Source organism: Ruegeria sp. AM5, assembly GCF_056540645.1.
The window spans coordinates 87818-106071 of the sequence record NZ_JBQFXC010000002.1 but is presented as its reverse complement, the minus strand read 5'-3'; the positions used below and the strand labels follow the sequence as shown (position 1 = coordinate 106071).

19 protein-coding genes are annotated in these 18254 nt (G+C 57.5%); 13 read left to right on the top strand and 6 right to left on the bottom strand.

Annotated features, from left to right (window positions below):
* The first annotated feature begins 35 nt into the window (after positions 1–35).
* The 3 genes from ACR0AH_RS06425 to ACR0AH_RS06415 are packed head-to-tail and all read left to right on the top strand — an operon-like array spanning position 36 to position 1253.
* A complete protein-coding gene (locus ACR0AH_RS06425) occupies positions 36–278 on the top strand; it encodes a hypothetical protein (RefSeq protein ID WP_480590948.1) in 243 nt (80 codons plus the stop codon).
* Between the two features lie 14 nt (positions 279–292).
* Positions 293–871: a TetR/AcrR family transcriptional regulator gene (locus tag ACR0AH_RS06420; RefSeq protein WP_480590947.1), complete on the top strand. Its 579-nt coding sequence runs from the start codon at positions 293–295 to the stop codon at positions 869–871.
* 37 nt (positions 872–908) lie between these two features.
* The gene (locus ACR0AH_RS06415; RefSeq protein ID WP_170399025.1) at positions 909–1253 is read left to right on the top strand and encodes a hypothetical protein; all 345 of its coding nucleotides are present in this window, start codon (positions 909–911) and stop codon (positions 1251–1253) included.
* On the opposite strand, the gene ACR0AH_RS06410 is transcribed toward ACR0AH_RS06415, so the two are convergent.
* Entirely contained in the window at positions 1250–2308 is a 1059-nt protein-coding gene (locus tag ACR0AH_RS06410; protein ID WP_170425922.1) for a transporter substrate-binding domain-containing protein, read from the bottom strand. The two genes, ACR0AH_RS06415 and ACR0AH_RS06410, sit on opposite strands and share 4 nt — an antisense overlap.
* A 207-nt stretch (positions 2309–2515) precedes the next feature.
* Between ACR0AH_RS06410 and dapE the strand changes: the two genes are divergently transcribed.
* The 3 genes from dapE to rnr are packed head-to-tail and all read left to right on the top strand — an operon-like array spanning position 2516 to position 6550.
* Positions 2516–3655 (top strand): succinyl-diaminopimelate desuccinylase, encoded by a 1140-nt coding sequence (gene dapE / locus ACR0AH_RS06405; protein ID WP_480590945.1) that lies wholly within the window; start codon positions 2516–2518, stop codon positions 3653–3655.
* A gap of 3 nt (positions 3656–3658) precedes the next feature.
* Entirely contained in the window at positions 3659–4234 is a 576-nt protein-coding gene (locus tag ACR0AH_RS06400; RefSeq protein WP_480537090.1) for a TIGR04282 family arsenosugar biosynthesis glycosyltransferase, read from the top strand.
* Positions 4235–4291: 57 nt separating this feature from the next.
* The gene (gene rnr, locus ACR0AH_RS06395) at positions 4292–6550 is read left to right on the top strand and encodes a ribonuclease R (RefSeq protein WP_480590943.1); all 2259 of its coding nucleotides are present in this window, start codon (positions 4292–4294) and stop codon (positions 6548–6550) included.
* Here rnr and ACR0AH_RS06390 read toward each other — a convergent pair.
* Positions 6541–6927: a DUF1801 domain-containing protein gene (locus ACR0AH_RS06390; RefSeq protein ID WP_480590941.1), complete on the bottom strand. Its 387-nt coding sequence runs from the start codon at positions 6925–6927 to the stop codon at positions 6541–6543. The two genes, rnr and ACR0AH_RS06390, sit on opposite strands and share 10 nt — an antisense overlap.
* Entirely contained in the window at positions 6924–7622 is a 699-nt protein-coding gene (locus ACR0AH_RS06385; RefSeq protein ID WP_480438903.1) for a glutathione S-transferase family protein, read from the bottom strand. The genes ACR0AH_RS06390 and ACR0AH_RS06385 overlap by 4 nt, the downstream gene beginning before the upstream one ends.
* Positions 7623–7704: 82 nt before the next feature.
* Between ACR0AH_RS06385 and ACR0AH_RS06380 the strand changes: the two genes are divergently transcribed.
* Both ACR0AH_RS06380 and ACR0AH_RS06375 read left to right on the top strand, forming a co-directional pair.
* Entirely contained in the window at positions 7705–8412 is a 708-nt protein-coding gene (locus ACR0AH_RS06380; protein WP_170732560.1) for a helix-turn-helix transcriptional regulator, read from the top strand.
* A gap of 70 nt (positions 8413–8482) precedes the next feature.
* Positions 8483–9799, top strand: coding sequence for a lytic murein transglycosylase (locus ACR0AH_RS06375; RefSeq protein WP_170732558.1), 1317 nt, complete (start codon positions 8483–8485; stop codon positions 9797–9799).
* Between the two features lie 40 nt (positions 9800–9839).
* Here the strand turns inward: ACR0AH_RS06375 and ACR0AH_RS06370 are convergent, their stop codons facing one another.
* A complete protein-coding gene (locus ACR0AH_RS06370; protein WP_480590940.1) occupies positions 9840–11237 on the bottom strand; it encodes an aspartate aminotransferase family protein in 1398 nt (465 codons plus the stop codon).
* 75 nt (positions 11238–11312) lie between these two features.
* Positions 11313–11996 carry a GntR family transcriptional regulator gene (locus ACR0AH_RS06365; protein WP_170406782.1) on the bottom strand — a complete coding sequence of 228 codons (684 nt, stop codon included), beginning with the start codon at positions 11994–11996 and terminating at the stop codon, positions 11313–11315.
* A 140-nt stretch (positions 11997–12136) separates the two neighbouring features.
* On the opposite strand from ACR0AH_RS06365, the gene ACR0AH_RS06360 reads away from it, so the two are divergent.
* From ACR0AH_RS06360 to ACR0AH_RS06340, 5 genes are all read left to right on the top strand, one after another.
* The gene (locus ACR0AH_RS06360) at positions 12137–13222 is read left to right on the top strand and encodes a polyamine ABC transporter substrate-binding protein (RefSeq protein WP_170508945.1); all 1086 of its coding nucleotides are present in this window, start codon (positions 12137–12139) and stop codon (positions 13220–13222) included.
* 70 nt (positions 13223–13292) lie between these two features.
* On the top strand, positions 13293–14420 hold the full coding sequence (locus ACR0AH_RS06355; RefSeq protein ID WP_170636399.1) for an ABC transporter ATP-binding protein: 1128 nt from the start codon (positions 13293–13295) through the stop codon (positions 14418–14420).
* Positions 14420–15310: an ABC transporter permease subunit gene (locus tag ACR0AH_RS06350; protein WP_170406776.1), complete on the top strand. Its 891-nt coding sequence runs from the start codon at positions 14420–14422 to the stop codon at positions 15308–15310. The genes ACR0AH_RS06355 and ACR0AH_RS06350 overlap by 1 nt, the downstream gene beginning before the upstream one ends.
* Positions 15307–16125 (top strand): ABC transporter permease, encoded by an 819-nt coding sequence (locus ACR0AH_RS06345; RefSeq protein WP_170398984.1) that lies wholly within the window; start codon positions 15307–15309, stop codon positions 16123–16125. Before ACR0AH_RS06350 ends, ACR0AH_RS06345 begins: the two co-directional genes overlap by 4 nt.
* Complete coding sequence (locus ACR0AH_RS06340) at positions 16122–17423, top strand: NAD(P)/FAD-dependent oxidoreductase (RefSeq protein ID WP_170636398.1); 1302 nt, start codon at positions 16122–16124, stop codon at positions 17421–17423. The genes ACR0AH_RS06345 and ACR0AH_RS06340 overlap by 4 nt, the downstream gene beginning before the upstream one ends.
* On the opposite strand, the gene ACR0AH_RS06335 is transcribed toward ACR0AH_RS06340, so the two are convergent.
* Positions 17418–18218, bottom strand: a complete 801-nt coding sequence (locus ACR0AH_RS06335) for a phosphotransferase family protein (RefSeq protein ID WP_480567948.1) — start codon at positions 18216–18218, stop codon at positions 17418–17420. The two genes, ACR0AH_RS06340 and ACR0AH_RS06335, sit on opposite strands and share 6 nt — an antisense overlap.
* Between the last annotated feature and the right edge of the window lie 36 nt (positions 18219–18254).

Below are 18254 nucleotides of genomic sequence, written 5' to 3'. Positions count from 1 at the left end.
TGACTTTTATTCAAACCCTGAGGAATCAAAGGTGGATGACACTGCTAATTCTGGCGGCGCTTCTTGTCTCGACCTTCGCCGGGTATTACGGCCTTTGGGGTCTGTTGTTCATATTTTGGGGGCTCTTGGCGGTGCGCTCGGGGCAGGCCTTCTTGATCGAACCGATAAACCGCGCGACAGATCCGGCACTGTTCTGGTCGCTGACGGGTTTGTGGATCGGTTTGGGCGTTCTCTACGTTCTGGCGGATGTTTTTCCACCAGTTTCGAACGGATTCTGATGCCCCGTCCCAGTATGAAAGACGCCAGATCCGAGCAAATCCTGAACGCATTTATGCGTTGTGTCGCGCGGTACGGGCTGGATGGCTCGACCCTGGCGCGCATATCAGAAGAGGCGGGCGTCGGGCGGCCATTGCTGCGCCACTATCTGGGCAACCGGGATGAGATGGTTCGCAAGCTGCTAGATCACGTCCTGAAAGTCTTCGCGGATCAGGTTGAGGCGCTCTTCGACACTCTGCCGTGCACTAATCGGGTTGCAGCGATGCTGGACGCTTTGTTCGGACGCGGCACCTATTCTTCGGAAAGTGCTGCGGTTTTTGCCGCTTTGGTCGCAGCCTCAGAAAGACACGCGGATTTGCGAGAACCCTTGCTTGGGTTTGTCTATGACTTCGAGGCAAGGATCGCTGCTGAAATCATGAACGAACTGCCTGCTGCCAATGTGCAAGGGGTCCAAGCCGTGGCAGCGGGTATGTCCGCAATTTATTTCAATACGGATGCTGTGATGCCATTGCGACCCCGGGCGGAATGGCGCGACACGCAGCGCGTGGCAGCGCAGATGCTGTTGGACCACCTATACGCCAGCACCTGCGACTGAGTTGACCGTGCCATCGGGCCAGCGTATTGCGGGCACTATGGAAAAGCAGAAAAAACCTTCGCGCCAGCAAGTCTATACGTTGTTGGTTCAGATCGGTCGCAAAGATGGCGACGGCCTGCCCGAAGGCGCGACCGGGGCGGCGTTGATGTGTTTTGCCAGCGGCGTGGACGAGGCCGAAGCCGTGCGCGAGACAGTAGCGATCCTGAAGCAGGCCGATACTGCACCTCTGGATGTCACCGGCTATGGCACCCTGGCCGAGCGTGAGGCGCAAGGGCATGATATCGATCCGGATGAGCGGGCATTGATGCAACGGGCGCTGGATGAAAACGCGGTTATCGTGGCACAGATGACACCATTCTTCGGCGACGAGGAAACTGCTTAGTTTCTCACCCCGAACCACTTGCGATAGATTTCGTCATAGGTGCCGTCTTCGCGCAGGGACAGCAGCGCCTGATTGACGTCTTCGACCAATGGCGATCCGGTTGGAAATGCGATCCCATAGTTTTCACGCAGGAAGATGCCCCCGGTCATTGTCGCCATTCTGCGCCCTTCGTGGCTGGCATAATAGGACAGTATCGGAGCGTCGAAAACGACCGCATCCAAATCCTTATTCTCAAACGCGTTCAGCATGTCCTGCAGATCGCCATAGCCGGTATAGTCGATCTCGCGCCGGTTCAGGAAACTGGCGGCGGTTGAATCGGAAATCGTCCCGACCTGTTTGCCGTAAAGGTCGTTGACCGAATTGACGCTGCCGGTGATTGCGTCCACCGTCATCACCGAGGTGATCCGGGCCGTGAAAACGGAGACGATGAATAGGGATGACACCACCAGTACTACACCCAACAGGCGGCCAAACGGGGTGCGCGGCATCCGCTCTTCAAAGCCACCGTTCACCACCAGGTTGAGGGCCCACCAGAACGAGGGGAACCACGCCTCATTCAATTTGCGATCAAAGTAGGGCTGCGCGCGTTTCTCAAAACTCCACATCAGCATGCCGCCACCAAGCAGGATCGCAAAGGCCAGCCCGATGGCGATGAACAATTCCCGAGACAGCAAAGCGTGCAACAGCGATGGCTGGCGAGCGGCCTCTGACGGGACCATGATCTGTAATCCGGCCTCAAATATCGGTTGTGTGAAATCCATTCGGGTTTCGCGCAAGGCGGTGATCGATATATTAGCGATCGCCAGATCGGCAGAGCCATCCTGAACCGCGCCCAACATTTCTCCAAATGTCTCGACGCGGTTGATCGAGTATTCCCAGCCGAGCGATTCAGACAGTGCCGCCAGAAGATCCATCGAGAAACCGGTCTGGGCACCGTCCTCGACAAATGAGAACGGAGGACGGGTTACCGTTGTAACCGTAAGAGACTGGGCCTGGCTTTGCTGCGCAAGAGTCGCGAAAGTCAGGCAGATCAATGCGAAGAAGACACGCTTCATGTGGAATCACCTGTTTCGCGGCCCTCTAACTCACTTAAGGGCAGCGCGGCAAGGCAGCCGCTGGGTCAACGCTCATGTTTTGTTGGGGTGCAAAATCAAGCCGCTTGGGCATTCGGTCTCGGAATTCGACTATTCGGGGTTGGCAATCCGGGCAATTCGTTGAATCTGTGCAGGAACACAGGCACCCCTAAGGACAAGAGGCCCAATATGACCGATCCAGTTGAGCTGACAGCAAATCTGATCCGTTGCCCATCAGTCACACCTGATGAAGGCGGGGCATTGGTCTTGCTGCAGCAGGTGCTGGAGGAGGCCGGATTCTATTGCACTCGCGTAGATCGAGGTGGAACCTGCAACCTCTTCGCCCGGTGGGGGCAGAAGGGTCACGCGCGCAGCTTTGGCTTTAATGGTCATACGGATGTGGTTCCGGTAGGGGATGAAGCAGCCTGGACCATGCCCCCCTTTGGCGCCGAGGTCCGGGACGGGGTGATGTACGGCCGGGGCGCAACGGATATGAAATCGGGCGTGGCAGCATTTGCGGCAGCGGCTATCGATTTTGTGCGTGACACGCCCCCGGATGGGGCGGTGATCCTGACGATCACAGGTGATGAAGAAGGCGACGCACTGGATGGCACTGTTGCTTTACTGGATCACATGGCCGCAACGGATGAGCGGATGTCGGTTTGTCTGGTGGGCGAACCCACCTGTCCGAACACGATGGGCGAAATGATGAAGATCGGTCGGCGCGGTTCGATGACTGCGTGGTTCACTGTGACCGGAGTGCAGGGGCATTCGGCCTATCCGCATCGGGCGAAGAACCCGGTGCCAGCGATGGCACGGCTGATGGATCGGCTGGCCAGCCACGAACTGGATCAGGGTACCGACCACTTTGACGCCTCGACCTTGGCGGTTGTCACGATCGACACCGGTAATCCGGCGACAAATGTGATCCCGGCGCAATGTTCTGGGACAGTGAACATCCGGTTCAATGACCTGCATTCCGGGGCCAGTTTGAGCGATTGGTTGCAATCCGAGGCAGCCGCCGTTGCCGAGGCGTTCGGCGTCGATGTCGAGACCCGGATCAAGATTTCGGGTGAAAGCTTTCTGACCCCTCCGGGGGCATTGTCTGATCTGGTAGCTCATGCTGTTAAGGCAGAAACCAATATCCGCCCCGCGCTTTCGACCACCGGCGGGACCTCGGATGCCCGCTTCATCAAAGATCATTGCCCGGTGGTCGAGTTTGGGCTGGTCGGGCGCACCATGCATCAGGTTGATGAATGTGTCGAAGTGGCGCAAATTCATCAACTCAAGGCGATCTACACCCATATTCTGACGGATTACTTCGCCTGATCCATGCAGAAAACGCTGGTCATAATGGTGAAAGAGCCACGTCCAGGGCGGGTCAAGACCCGTTTGGGGCGCGATATCGGCATGGTTGGGGCTGCTTGGTGGTTTCGGCATCAAACGCGATCTCTGATCCGGCGTCTGCGTGATCCGCGCTGGCAGATTGTACTGGCGGTCTCTCCAAATAGGGAGGGAATGGACAGTCGGGTCTGGCCTGTTGATTTACCCCGGAAGCCTCAGGGGCGCGGAGATCTGGGCGACCGCATGGGGCGGATGTTGCGCGGTGCTCCCGATGGTCCGGTGTGCCTGATCGGTGCGGATATTCCGGGCATTACACGGGGTCACATTGCGCGGGCTTTTCGCGCGTTGGGCCGGGCTGAGATGGTGTTCGGGCCCGCCCCGGATGGTGGCTATTGGCTGGTCGGTGCGCAGCGCTATGGGGCGCTGCCTTCGGGGCTGTTCCAAGACGTGCGTTGGTCGACGAGACATGCGTTGGCCGACACGTTGGCTTCGATTCCCGGGCGTCGGGTGGCGTTGCTGGATCATCTGCGCGATGTGGATACCGTGGCCGATCTGCACGGCTGACATGAGGCACCGCTTTTTGACCATGACGCGGTTGCATGCTCGTGCTAGGCCAAACTCATGACACGCATTCCGACCAAGCAAGAGGTCCTCGACTGGATCTCGGCGAACCCTACCCTGACCTCGAAACGTGATATTGCCAAGGCTTTTGGCATCAAGGGCGCGGATCGGATCGATCTGAAGCGTATCCTGAAAGAACTTGAGGCCGACGGCCATCTGGAAAAACGCAACCGCAGCTATCGCGATCCGGATCGTCTGCCGCCGGTCAGCGTGTTGCAGGTGAAGGCCCCGAACGTAGATGGCGACCTGTTTGCGCGCCCGTTGGAGTGGCACGGTGAGGGGGTCGAGCCCATCGTTCTGCTCGTAACGCGTGCCAGCGATCCGGCGCTGGGTGAGGGTGACCGCATTCTGGCCCGCCTGACCGTGGTGCATGAGGAAGATCACAATTACGAAGCCCGCTTGATCCGCCGCATTGGCACCAACCCACGCAAGATCGTCGGTATCTTCCGCAAAGGGGCCGAGGGTGGCCGGATCGTACCTATCGACAAGGCTGGTCAGACAGAATGGCTGGTCGCGGACGGGGCCGTTCTGGGGGCCAAGGACGGTGAGCTGGTCGAGGCCGAGCAGGCCGGACCCAAGAACCGCATGGGCCTGCCACGTGCGCGCATTGTTGAAAGGCTCGGCGATCCGACCGCGCCCAAGGCTGTCTCGTTGATCGCCATCCACCAACACGGTATTCCCGACGACTTCCCGGACAAGGTGATCGAAGAAGCCGACAAGGCCAAACCCGTTGGACTGAAAGGGCGTGAAGACCTGCGGGATATGCCGTTGCTGACCATCGATCCTGCGGATGCACGGGACCACGACGACGCCTGCTATGCCCATGCCGATGACGATCCCAAGAACCCGGGTGGCCATGTGATCTGGGTCGCCATCGCTGACGTCGCCGCCTATGTGAAACCCGGTACGGCTCTGGATCGCGAGGCACGCAAGCGGGGCAACTCCAGTTACTTCCCGGACCGCGTAGTGCCGATGCTGCCGGATCGCCTGTCCGGCGATCTATGCTCCCTGCACGAAGGCGTCCCGCGCGCTTGTATCGCGGTTCGGATGCAGATTGATGCCGAAGGCAACAAGATCGGCCACCGGTTCGTGCGCGGCCTGATGCGCTCTGCCGCCTCGCTGAATTATACCGAGGTGCAGGAGGCCATCGACGGCAACCCGAACGACCGCACCGGGCCGCTGTTGGATACGGTGCTGAATCCGCTTTACGCCGCCTATGCTGCGCTGAAAAAGGCACGTTCCGTGCGGCAGCCGCTGGAACTGGACCTGCCTGAGCGCAAAATCGTACTCAGCGATGCGGGAGAGGTGACCAGCGTCGCGTTCCGTGACCGGCTGGATGCGCACAAGCTGATCGAGGAATTCATGATCCTCGCCAATGTCGCCGCTGCCGAGACCCTGATCGCCAAACGCCGCCCGCTACTGTTCCGCGTCCACGAAGAGCCCGCGCCTGAAAAGCTGGAAAGCCTGAGAGAGACGGCGCAGGCGGCGGGACTAAATCTCGCCAAAGGACAGGTATTGCAGACCCGACATTTGAACGCGCTGCTAAACGCTGCTGCTGGTACCGAGGATGCGGAACTGATCAACCTGACGACCCTGCGGTCGATGGCGCAGGCCTATTACAACCCCGAAAATTTCGGCCATTTTGGGCTGGCTCTGCGGAACTATGCGCACTTCACTTCTCCCATTCGGCGCTATGCCGATCTGATCGTGCATCGCGCGCTGATCTCAGCCCATGGCTGGGGCAAGGACGGATTGACCGAGGATGAGATTGCACGGTTGGAAGAAACGGCGACCCATATCTCGGATACCGAGCGCCGCTCGATGATGGCCGAGCGCGATACGAATGATCGCTATCTGGCGGCCTATCTCAGCGAGCGGGTCGGCAATGAGTTTTCTGGCCGGATCAGCGGTATTGCCCGGTTCGGTGCCTTCGTGAAGATGGACGAGACCGGAGCGGACGGTCTGGTTCCAGTGCGTTCGCTGGGGCGAGAGTTTTTCCATTTCGACCGAGAGGCCGGGACGCTGATGGGCTCGGACACCGGGCTGATCATCGCCATTGGCCAGCGTGTCACGGTGCGGTTGACCGAGGCGACGCCGGTGACGGGCGGATTGGAATTGGAGTTGTTGTCCATCGATGATCAGGCGCTGCCGCGCGGCCGTGGCCCCGCCAAGCGCGGAACGCGGCGCAAGGCCGCCAGCACCAAGCGCAAGAAGGACAAGATCAAGCGCAAGGTCGAACGCAAACGCCGTCAGAGATGATAAGTAAGCGCGCGCGCAATCAGCCAGCCATGGCGCGTAGGATCAATCTGATCGGGCCGGTCGAACAGAATCGCGCGATTGCCGTCGATCCGATCCTCTCCAGGAAAGGCGGAAGTAAAATCCCCCATCAGTCGGCTTTGGCAGTGTACGAACAACGCAAAGCAAGCCGCCTTGTGTCCGCCCAAACGAATCGTCGAGCCTTTGGGCGCCAGATAGGCGGGCTGGCCCCACCGCAACGCTTCTTCCAGAGGCTGAGCGCGTGGCAGCGAGGCCGCAGTTTCGAAGATCAACTCGCGCAGCGCTAGTGCCCCATTGCGCGTCTCTTCCGGAAGCGCCTCATAGGCTACAGCGACTTTTTTGTCCTCAAAGGCTGTCATGATAGCGGGATCGCCTGCTCCATTCGGTCGATATAGCTGTTGAGCAGCTTATCTTGTTTAATCCGACGGGTCAGGGGGGTGTCTGATGGTGTCGCGCGCATCGCCGCCAGCATTGGACCGACGCTCATGTCCGCCGACGTAGGTTTCTCTCCCATCAGGTAGGGCGATTGCCAAAGATAGGCCGAGATCGCCTCAAAGTCGCGCTCCAGCCGGTCTTGTCGTTCGACGGGCGAAAAGCGGGATACACCTTGAAACGCGAGCCCCTTGAGAACGGATTTCCGGATCGAATTCGAAACCGGCTTGCGGATCAGTGCGGGAATGACGGTAAAGAAAGTATCGCGCAGAATTGGCCAAACCTCATCATTGGCCCAACGGTCCTGGACGACATGGAAGTATAGGTGTTCTTCGGCCATGCGGATCAGCGCGCGGGACTGGGCTTTTTGCAGGTCGGTCAGGCCAGCATCGAAATCGGCCCCCTGAGCCTCAAGCCAGTCGCGGATCAGGTCGCTGTCCGGAATCAGACGTTCAGGCGTGCGCAGAACCGGCAGCTTCTGGTGTGGCATATTGCGCGGGTCCAGCAGATCGGACCGTTGCCAGCGCAGGCCCGCGTTTTGAAGCATCAGGGCCGTTTTCACGCAGAATGGGCTGGCGCTGAACAGGCCAAAGGCAGAGGGGAAGGTGAGAAGGGTCAGCATCATCAGCTCCATAGTTGGGACGCCTGATGGATACGCCGGACTGATGACAGATTCTGACATTAGATTTAGAGTAGAATATACTATGTCCCGCACCGCTCGTCTTTTTCAGTTGATGCAGGCCCTACGATCTGGCCCCTCGCCCAGAACGTCGGTTCAATTGGCGCAGGATTTAGGCGTTTCGCCGCGCACAGTGCACCGGGATATCGATGCATTGCGTGGCCTCGGGGCGATAATCGACGGAGAGGCCGGGTTCGGGTTCACCCTAATCGAGGATGCGACCCTGCCGCCGTTGGGTTTCACCAATGACGAGCTCGAAGCGCTGGTGTTGGGCTTGCGCGAGGTGCAATTGATCGGAGACCCGGCGCTGTCGGATGCTGCAAGCGCAGCCTTACGCAAGCTGCAGGGCCGATTGCCGCAGCGCCAGTCGCACCGATTGAGCCACGCCGTTTTGACCGCCACGCGATTTGACAGGCCGGCCGTGCCAACCATCGATGTCGCCGAACTGCGCCAAGCCGCGTGGGACGAACGCGTGATCGAGTTCGCCTATACCGATGCCAAAGGCGCAGACACCCATCGTCGGGTCAATCCGCTGAGCATCGTCTATATGGACCGTGCCAGCGTATTGCTGAGTTGGTGCCACCTGCGACAGGATTTCCGAGTGTTTCGGCTGGATCGTATGCAGGGCATGGATGTGACCGAGGATAGCTTCCGACCCAATCGCGTATCGCTATTGCGTGATGCCATTGCCCGTATTCGCGCGGAACGTGAGGAACAGGATCAGGAAACCTGACGCTCTGCGTTTTGAGAAATCCCGATTGTGCGCTATCATCGGCTCTGAGCAGTAATCAGGATAAAACGGAATGCGTAAGTGTGTAGGTGGCGTTATGACCGCCGCATTATGGGCATCCATCGTGCAGGCGGATACAACAGACAATTCGATACGGCCTCTGGCCCGACCTTTGGTCGACAATGTGCAACTGGCCTCGGCGGACGTGACGGTCTCGGTACGGCCCGTGCTGCGGCCTAAGGTCGAGGTGCAACGTGTATCGGCAGACGGTAATGCCCGATTTCAGGCTTGGCTGGGGGCATTTCGCAAGCGGGCGCAAGAGCAGGGCATCTCGGTCAATACGCTGGATCGGGCGTTGGCTGGGGTGACCTATGACAGTGACATCATCAAACGCGATCGCAATCAGGCGGAGTTTTCCAAACCGATCTGGGAATATCTGGATGGAGCGGTTTCAAAAACGCGGATTTCCAACGGTCGCGTTGGACTAGACAAGCACCGCGAGACTTTGACCCGGATCGAAGCCCGGTACGGCGTCGAAAAAGAGGTCGTGACCGCGATCTGGGGGCTTGAGACTTCGTTCGGCACCTACCGAGGAAGCAAGCAAACCATTCGGTCGCTGGCGACTTTGGCCTTTGATGCTCGACGAGCAAGCTTTTTTGAGGAACAGCTGATCGCCGCGTTGCAGATACTGCAGGCAGGGGATGTCGACCCTGAGAATATGGTAGGCAGTTGGGCTGGGGCGATGGGGCATACACAGTTCATGCCGACCTCGTTTCTTGATTACGCGGTTGATTTTGATGGAGATGGGCGTCGTGAGATCTGGTCGGATAATCCAACTGATGCCTTAGCATCAGCTGCTTCCTATTTGGCAAAACGTGGATGGACCAAAGGCCAACCTTGGGGGGTCGAAGTGCAACTACCATCCGACTTTGACTACGCCAATGCGCGGCGAGATTTCACTCTGATGCCGTCGGAATGGGCGGCCCGTGGGGTTCTTGCTTACTCGGGCAAGGCAGTGCCCGATCACGGGCAAGCAGCAATCTTGTTACCGGCGGGTGGTCGGGGTGTCGCCCTGATGATCTTCAATAATTTCAAAGTGATCGAGGCCTACAACGGCGCCGATGCCTATGTGATCGGCATCGGGCATCTGTCCGACCGGCTTGCAGGAGGCTCTCCGTTTGAGGCCGATTGGCCGCGTGGCGATCGCGTATTGAGCTTTACTGAAAAGAAAGAACTACAGCGTCGGCTGACTCAGGCGGGCTTCGATACACAAGGGATCGATGGGCGCACCGGGCCAAATACGATTAACGCGGTGCGCGCGTTTCAGGTTGCTCAGGGGTTGATCCCGGATGGATACCCGTCGCTCGGCCTGCTGGAAAGGATGCGCTGATAATCAGGGCGACCCAATTGGGTCGCCCATGATCTAATGATCAGGACGCAGGCTTCATCAGACCTTTTTCGTTGATTTCAACCAACGCATCATCCAACGATTTTTGAATGCGCACGAACATCTCGTCGATTTCGGCCGGGGTAATGACCAACGGCGGAGAGATGACCAGGCGGTCGTCCACATGACGCATGATCAGATTGTTTTTGAAGCAATGTTCGCGGCAGATATATCCGATCGTGCCGGGATCTGATGCGAACTTGGCTCGGCTTGCCTTTTTAGGCGTCAATGCGATGGACCCCATCAAGCCTGCGATCTTTGCCTCTCCGACCAGCGGATGCTCGACCAATGCGTCCCATTTCTTTTTCATATAGGGCGCGACCACGTTGCGCACGTGATCGACGACGTTTTCTTCTTCGAGGATGCGCAGATTTTCGAGCGCAACTGCTGCGGCAACCGGGTGGCCGGAATAGGTGTAGCCATGGTTGAACTCGGTGGCGCTGATGACACGGGCGACTTCGTCGCAGACGATCGATCCGCCAATAGGTGCATAGCCTGAGCTAAGGCCCTTGGCGATTGTCATGATATGCGGTTTGATCCCGACGGTTTGCGAGCCGAACCAGTTGCCGGTTCGGCCAAACCCGCAGATCACCTCATCCGCGATCAGCAGTATATCGTACTTGTCACAGATGCGCTGAATTTCGGGCCAATATGTGTCGGGTGCGATGATCACGCCGCCTGCGCCCTGCACAGGTTCGGCGATGAAGGCAGCGACGCGATCTTCGCCCAGTTCCTGAATGGCTTCTTCCAGCTCGCGCGCGCGGGCAAGGCCGAATTCCTCGGGGCTCATATCGCCGCCTTCCGCCCACCAGTTCGGCTGGTTGATATGGTGGACATTCGGGATTGGAATGCCGCCCTGCGCATGCATTCCTGCCATGCCACCCAACGACGCCGATCCAACAGAAGAACCGTGATAGGCATTCTTGCGGCTGATGATGATGTTCTTGTCCGGCTGACCTTTTTCGGCCCAATAGGTGCGCACTAGACGGATGTTGGTGTCGTTGGCCTCGGACCCGCTTCCGGCAAAGAAGACATGGTTCAGATCACCTGGCGCAAGCTCAGCCAGTTTTGCAGCCAGCGCAATGGCGGGCGTATGGGTCGTCTTGAAGAAAGTATTATAATACGGCAGCTCGCGCATTTGACGTGCGGCTGCATCGGCCAGCTCGTCGCGGCCATATCCGATATTTACGCACCACAATCCGGCCATACCATCCAGAATTTCATGACCTTCGCTATCGGTCAGATAGACGCCCTTGGCACGGGTGATGACCCTGACACCTTCGTCTGCCAGCGCCTCATTGGTCGAAAAAGGATGCAAATGGTGTGCTGCGTCCAGCGCCTGCAATTCGGCAGTGGGCATGTGATTGGTGATGGTGGACATCTCGGATTCTCCAGCAAGCGTCGTTGCCAGATAGAATATGATCAAATTTTATGCTGTCAATCGAATCGCTGGTTTCTAGGTGCTTGGCAAAGCATCGCCCATCATTCCCATACCCTGCTCAATGTCCTGCGCTGTTGCTAACGCGGCCTTTTCTGCATCTCGCTCACGTAGCGCGGCAATAATGTCTTTGTGTCTGTCGGGCAGGCTTTGAGTGCCGAAGCGACCGCAAACGATGCGCAACGAAGGGCCGAATCGCAGCCATAGCCGTTCGGCTAGATCAACAAGTATCGGAGCGTCCGCATGGGAATACAAAGATTGGTGAAAGGCGTGGTTCAAACGCAGGTAACCCCCTACGTCCCCATCCGCGATCATATTGTCCAATCGTTGATCCAGCTGCTCAAGATAGTCGATCTCGGTTATAGATATGTTCTTTGTGGATCGCCTGGAAAGCTCTGTTTCTATTGAAATTCTTGCGAAAATCATCTGCTCGATGTCGTTGGCTGAAAGCAGCGGGACGCTCACGCGACGATTGCCCTGAAAAATGAGCGCGCCGTCGGAAATCAGACGGCGTATTGCCTCGCGCACCGGAGTCATGCCGACACCAAGCGAATCAGTCAGGCCCTGGATCGTGACCGGCTGCCCGGGCACGAGATCGCCAAACAGAATCTGGGATTTCAGTGTCCGATAGACCTGTTCGTGCGCTGGGCGTTTTTCTTCATCTACCGGAGGTGTATCTGCTTTATTTTTGATCAAATCCAAAAGGTTTGCCCCAATCCAAGTGTTTCTGTCTTGCCAGAATCTTCACCTATTCCGACCATAGGTGAAACCGCCATGAAACGCAAAACTTGATCAAATCCAAAAAAAGGTCAAAATGGCCGCACAGTTGCAGGGAGAAAAATATGAAACTGAAAACGCTGGGGATGACAGCGATCGTCGCATTGGGGACTTCGGCCGCGTTTGCTGAAGAAGTGCGCGTCTATAACTGGTCCGACTACATCGACGAAGATCTGCTGAGCAAATTCGAAGAAGAAACAGGGCTGACCCTGATCTACGATGTGTTCGACAGCAACGAGGTTCTGGAAACAAAAATGCTGGCCGGTGGGTCAGGCTATGATGTGGTTGTGCCTTCAGGCACGTTCCTGCAACGCCAGATCCAGGCCGGCGCATTCCAGGAACTGGATGCCGCCAAGCTGTCGAATGCAGGCAACCTATGGGATGTGATCCAGGAACGAACCGCAGGGTATGACCCCAACAACGCCTACTCGATCAACTACATGTGGGGCACGACAGGTATCGGGTTGAATGTCGGCAAGGTCAAAGAAGTGCTGGGCGACGATGTTGCGCTTAACAGCATGGATCTGGTGCTCAAGCCCGAGAACATGGAAAAGCTGGCCTCGTGTGGGGTGCATTTCCTGGACGCACCGTCTGAGATCATTCCGATGGTGCTGCAGTATATCGGCGAAGACCCTGACAGCCACGACACGGATGTAATTGGGAAAACCGAAGAAATTCTGACCAGTGTGCGCCCGTATGTTCAGAAATTCCATAGTTCGGAATACATCAATGCGCTCGCCAATGGTGATATCTGCGTTGCTGTCGGCTGGTCGGGCGACATCTTGCAGGCACGCGACCGTGCGGCGGAAGCGGATAACGGCGTGGACATTGAATACCATCCATTTGCGGAAGGCTCGCTGATGTGGTTTGACCAGATGGCTATTCCGGTCGACGCACCAAACCCCGAAGGCGCGCACCAGTTCCTGAACTTTATCCTGGATGCCAACAACATGGCTGCGGCGTCGAACTATGTGTACTACGCCAACGGCAACAAGGCCTCGCAGGAGTTTCTTGAAGAGGACGTGATCGGTGATCCGGCGATCTATCCGGATGATGCGACCATGCAGAACCTCTACATCACCACACCTTATCCGGCAAAGACCCAGCGGGTGGTGACACGTCTCTGGACCAAAGTGAAATCAGGCACCTGATCTGATCATAGCGCAAGGCGGGCCCACTGCCTTGCGCCATTTTTATCCTGACCGATAAACGGGGGCCGCCTTGAATTCTGAAGTCTTTGCGCCGTGGGATGACCCGCAGGCGAAACCCTTGATCCAGTTCCAGAACGTCACCAAGCGTTTTGGCGCATTCACCGCAATCGACAATCTTTCATTGGATATCTACGAGCGCGAGTTCTTTGCGCTGCTCGGCCCGTCGGGCTGCGGCAAGACCACGATGATGCGGATGCTGGCCGGATTCGAAACCCCCTCCGATGGTCATATCCTTCTGGGTGGACAGGATATCGACCCGATCCCGCCCAACAAACGGGCGGTAAACATGATGTTTCAGTCGTATGCGCTGTTTCCTCATCTCAGCATCTGGGACAACATCGCCTTTGGCCTGCGCCGGGACAACATGCCCAAGCGCGATCTGGAAGAGCGGGTCGATGAGATGCTGCGCCTAACCCGGCTGGAACAGTTCGCACGCCGCAAGCCGCACCAGATCTCGGGTGGTCAACGCCAACGCGTTGCGCTGGCCCGGTCATTGGCCAAAGCACCAAAACTGCTATTGCTCGACGAACCTTTGGGTGCTTTGGATAAGAAACTCCGTCAGGATACTCAGTTCGAGTTGATGGACATTCAGGAAAAAACCGGCACGACCTTTGTCATCGTGACGCACGATCAGGAAGAGGCGATGACCGTTGCCAGCCGAGTGGCCGTGATGGATCAGGGCAAACTGATGCAAGTGGCAACTCCAGATCGCATCTATGAGACACCAAACTCGGTTTATGTTGCTGATTTCATTGGGGATGTAAATATCATTGAGGGACGAGCTACTGCAGCAGGCGACGAAAGTTATCAGATCGAGTGGGCAGAAGGGCAGCCCCCGTTAGCGGCGTCTTCTGCGACCCAACTGTCCAATGGTCAGAGCTGTCATCTGGCGATCCGGCCTGAAAAGGTCGCGATCTCTGCCGAGCGCCCGGTCGATGCAATCAACGCCATTCAGGGCAAGGTGCATGACATCGCCTATCTGGGCAACTTGTCGACCTATCATGTCGAACTGCCAAACGGCACGATCATCAAGGCGCAAACAGCGAATACCCGCCGCATCTCGCGCCGCTCGTTCACCTGGGAAGACCCGGTTTGGCTGTCCTGGACAGCGACTGCCGCAGTTCTGCTGGAAAACTGATGCGCCGCGCTGTTCTTATCGCTGTCCCTTATGTCTGGTTGCTGGCACTGTTCTTGGTGCCATTCTTTATCGTCCTAAAGATATCGCTTTCAGACACCGCACTTGCCATTCCGCCCTACACTCCGACGCTGGACCTGTCCGCAGGTTGGGCGGGTATCAGGGATTTCTTCAGCCAGCTTGATCTGGAAAACTTTGTCTGGCTGACTGAAGATGATCTTTATTGGAAGGCCTATCTGTCCAGCGTAAAAATCGCGCTGATCTCAACGGTGTTGACGCTGATTGTCGGGTATCCGATCGCATATGCGATGGCGCGCGCACCTGAAGAGTGGCGACCTACATTCATGATGCTGGTCATCCTGCCGTTCTGGACTTCGTTCCTGATCCGGGTTTACGCATGGATGGGTATCCTCAGCAACGAAGGCTATCTGAACCAGCTCTTGCTTTGGACAGGCATCATCTCAGCGCCGCTGACCATTCTGAACACGAATACCGCAGTTTATATCGGTATCGTTTATACCTACCTACCTTTTATGATCCTGCCGATTTATTCGTCGCTTGAACGGATGGACGGGTCGCTGATCGAAGCCGCTGAAGACCTTGGGTGTTCGCGTCTGCAGGCATTCTGGTTGATCACAATCCCCTTGTCGCGCCCCGGTATTATCGCGGGCTGCTTCCTCGTGATGATTCCGGTGATTGGGGAATTCGTAATCCCCTCGCTACTGGGCGGATCGGGGACCTTGATGATCGGTAAGGTGCTGTGGGAAGAGTTCTTCTCGAACCGCGATTGGCCCGTCGCCAGCGCGGTGGCCGTGGTTCTGTTGCTCATCCTCGTGATCCCGATTGTGCTGTTCCAGCGCAACCAGCAAAAGCAGACGGAGGCAGAACAATGAACAGGCTGAGCTGGTTCAACACTGTCTCACTGACGCTGGGATTTGCCTTTCTGTATATCCCGATGATCATCCTGATCATCTTCAGCTTCAACGAAAGCAAGCTTGTCACCGTTTGGGCCGGGTTCTCGACCAAATGGTACGGCGAGTTGATGCAGAACGAAGCCTTTCTTGATGCAGCCTGGGTCACGCTGCGCGTTGCCGTATTCTCATCAACGCTGGCCACGATTCTGGGCACCGCAGCGGCCTATGTTCTGGTACGCGGTGGGCGGTTCTTTGGGCGAACACTGTTTTCCGGGATGATCTATGCCCCGCTCGTGATGCCCGAAGTGATCACGGGTCTGTCGCTGCTGTTGTTGTTCATTGGCATCGGATTGGACCGGGGGATCTTGACCATCGTTCTGGCGCACACGACGTTTTCGATGTGTTTTGTCTCGGTCGTCGTGTCCTCGCGCCTTGTGACCTTTGATCGATCGCTGGAAGAGGCCGCACTGGATCTGGGCTGTTCTCCTGCGCAGGCGTTTCGCTTGGTGACCTTGCCAATCATTGCTCCGGCAGTGATTTCGGGATGGCTGCTGGCTTTCACCCTGTCGCTGGATGACCTAGTGATTGCTTCGTTTACATCTGGGCCTTCTGCCACCACCTTGCCGATCAAGATTTTCTCGGCTGTGCGTTTGGGCGTCAGTCCCGAGATCAATGCGCTGTCAACATTAATGATCGCGGTTGTCACGGTGGGCGTTATTACCGCGTCCCTGGTGACCAAGCGGGCGATGGTTAGGCAGAAACAGGATGAGTTGGCCGCGGCAAGCGCTGAATGAGGCGTATATTTCCTGATTATGCCTACGGCCCCGCGCCACGCGCGGGGTGTTGGTGGGATGAGACGATCGCGACCCCTGCTTGGCCAAAGCTCGAAGACGATATCAGCGTTGATGTCGCCGTCATCGGGGGCGGGTTTACCGGCTTGTCCGCCGCATTGCATCTGTCCGAGGCAGGGGTTTCGGTCGCTGTGTTCGAGGCGGAAACACCGGGCTGGGGGGCGTCCGGTCGAAACGGGGGCTTTTGTTGTCTAGGCGGGTCAAAGCTCAGCAAGGCTGGCCTGACCCGTCGCTATGGTCAGGTGGCAACGCAGACCTATTACCAAGCGGAAGAAGACGCCGTTTCACTAGTTGCTGACCTTCTGCGTGATAACCAAATCGACGCCGAAACGCATTCCAAGGGTGAAACTCAACTGGCCCATTCACGGCGCGCGATGGAACGATTGCGCCGGTCGGCCGATCCGGCCGGACAATTACATGAGATTGACGATCTGCAGGGCCTCGGGCTGGGTGGGGCGTTTTTCGGCGGCTATACAACGCCAATTGGCTTTGCCCTGAACCCCCGAAAGTATCTGTTCGGTTTGGCTGGCGCCGCCCAGGCAAAGGGCGCAACTCTTTTCCAGAACAGCCCGATCACGCAGATCAAACAGGCCGCCTCGGGATTCGTGCTGACCTCGCCTGCGGGTCACGTTCGTGCTTCGAACGTTCTGGTGTGCACAAATGGCTACTCAAGCGAGGATCTGCCGCCCTGGTTGGCCGCGCGTTATATGCCTGCACAGTCAACGGTTCTTGTGACGCGGCCTCTGACTGATGTCGAGCTGCAGGCGCAAGGCTGGACGTCGGATCAGATGGCCTATGACACGCGTAATTTGCTGCACTATTTCCGATTGATGCCCAATCGACGATTTCTGTTTGGGACACGAGGGGGGCTGCTTTCATCCCCTGGGGCTGAGGCGCGCATTCGGCAAAAGGCCTTCGGGGATTTCAGGCGGATGTTCCCCGCCTGGGACACGGTCGATGTCACACATAAGTGGTCCGGCATGGTTTGCCTTGCCCGGAACCTTGTGCCCTTTGTGGGCCCGGTTCCTGAGCATCCGGGGATGTATGCAGGGTTTGCTTACCACGGCAATGGTGTGGCGATGGGAACCTATTGCGGACGTGCTTTGGCGCGACTGGTGCTGGGGCAATCCGCAGACATTCCGTCCCCTATTGCGGGTGCGCCGGGGCGGTTTCCCTTTGGCCGTTGGCGTCGCGCTGTCATGCCGCCAGCCTATGCGTATCTGGGTCTGGCGGACCTATAAGGCCTCAACTTCCAACTCATACCCAATGGCATAATCAGCCGCACCGTTTTCGGCCCGCCAAAGACAATAAGCGGCCATGCGCCACGCAAACCAAGGCCTCAATGACAGATAGCGTTCGGTGATATCGGGTTGGTCGTAGGCCTTAAGAAACAGCGTCTCTTCGGCCTCGGACAAGGGCGCGCCTCGATAGAGTTGCTGCATCGCAGGTGAAAGGAATATCGCCAAGTCTTCACATGGGTCACCGAAGGCCGGGCATTGCCAATCGATCAGCGTCAGCCCATTTTTCGATTGCAGGATGTTTCCCGCGACCGGATCGCCATGGATCAAGCACCGCGCGGATAATGGCGGTACTTGGGCCTGAGGTTTTTTTGCAAGCAACGATCGCCGCTCTTCCGCGTGGCAATCAGCCAGAATTTGACACGCGTGCTGTTCCAGATCTTCGCTGCCATTGCAGCCGTTAGGGAGGTCCAGATTGACCGGAATTTGGTGCAACCTTCCAAGCAGATGGGCCACGCCCGAAACATCGTCCTGCCAAGGGACGCCCGGAGCGTGGTCATAGTAGACCCAGCTGTCGTCTCCAAAGGAACCCGTGGCACGTAAATTGGGCACGAAGCCAAAGCTGTTGAGCGTGCGCAGACATTCTGACTCAAGCCGGGCATCGTTGCGAAACAAGGGGTTCTGAAACCGCGCACTGTATAGCTTAAGCACGGCATCACTATTGCCGGACAAAACCTTCCAGACATGATTGGTCCGCCCACCGTACAACACCTCGAAGGTCACGTCGTGGCGGATCAAACCTTGGGTGCTGAGCTGGGCAACAAGACCCGGGGG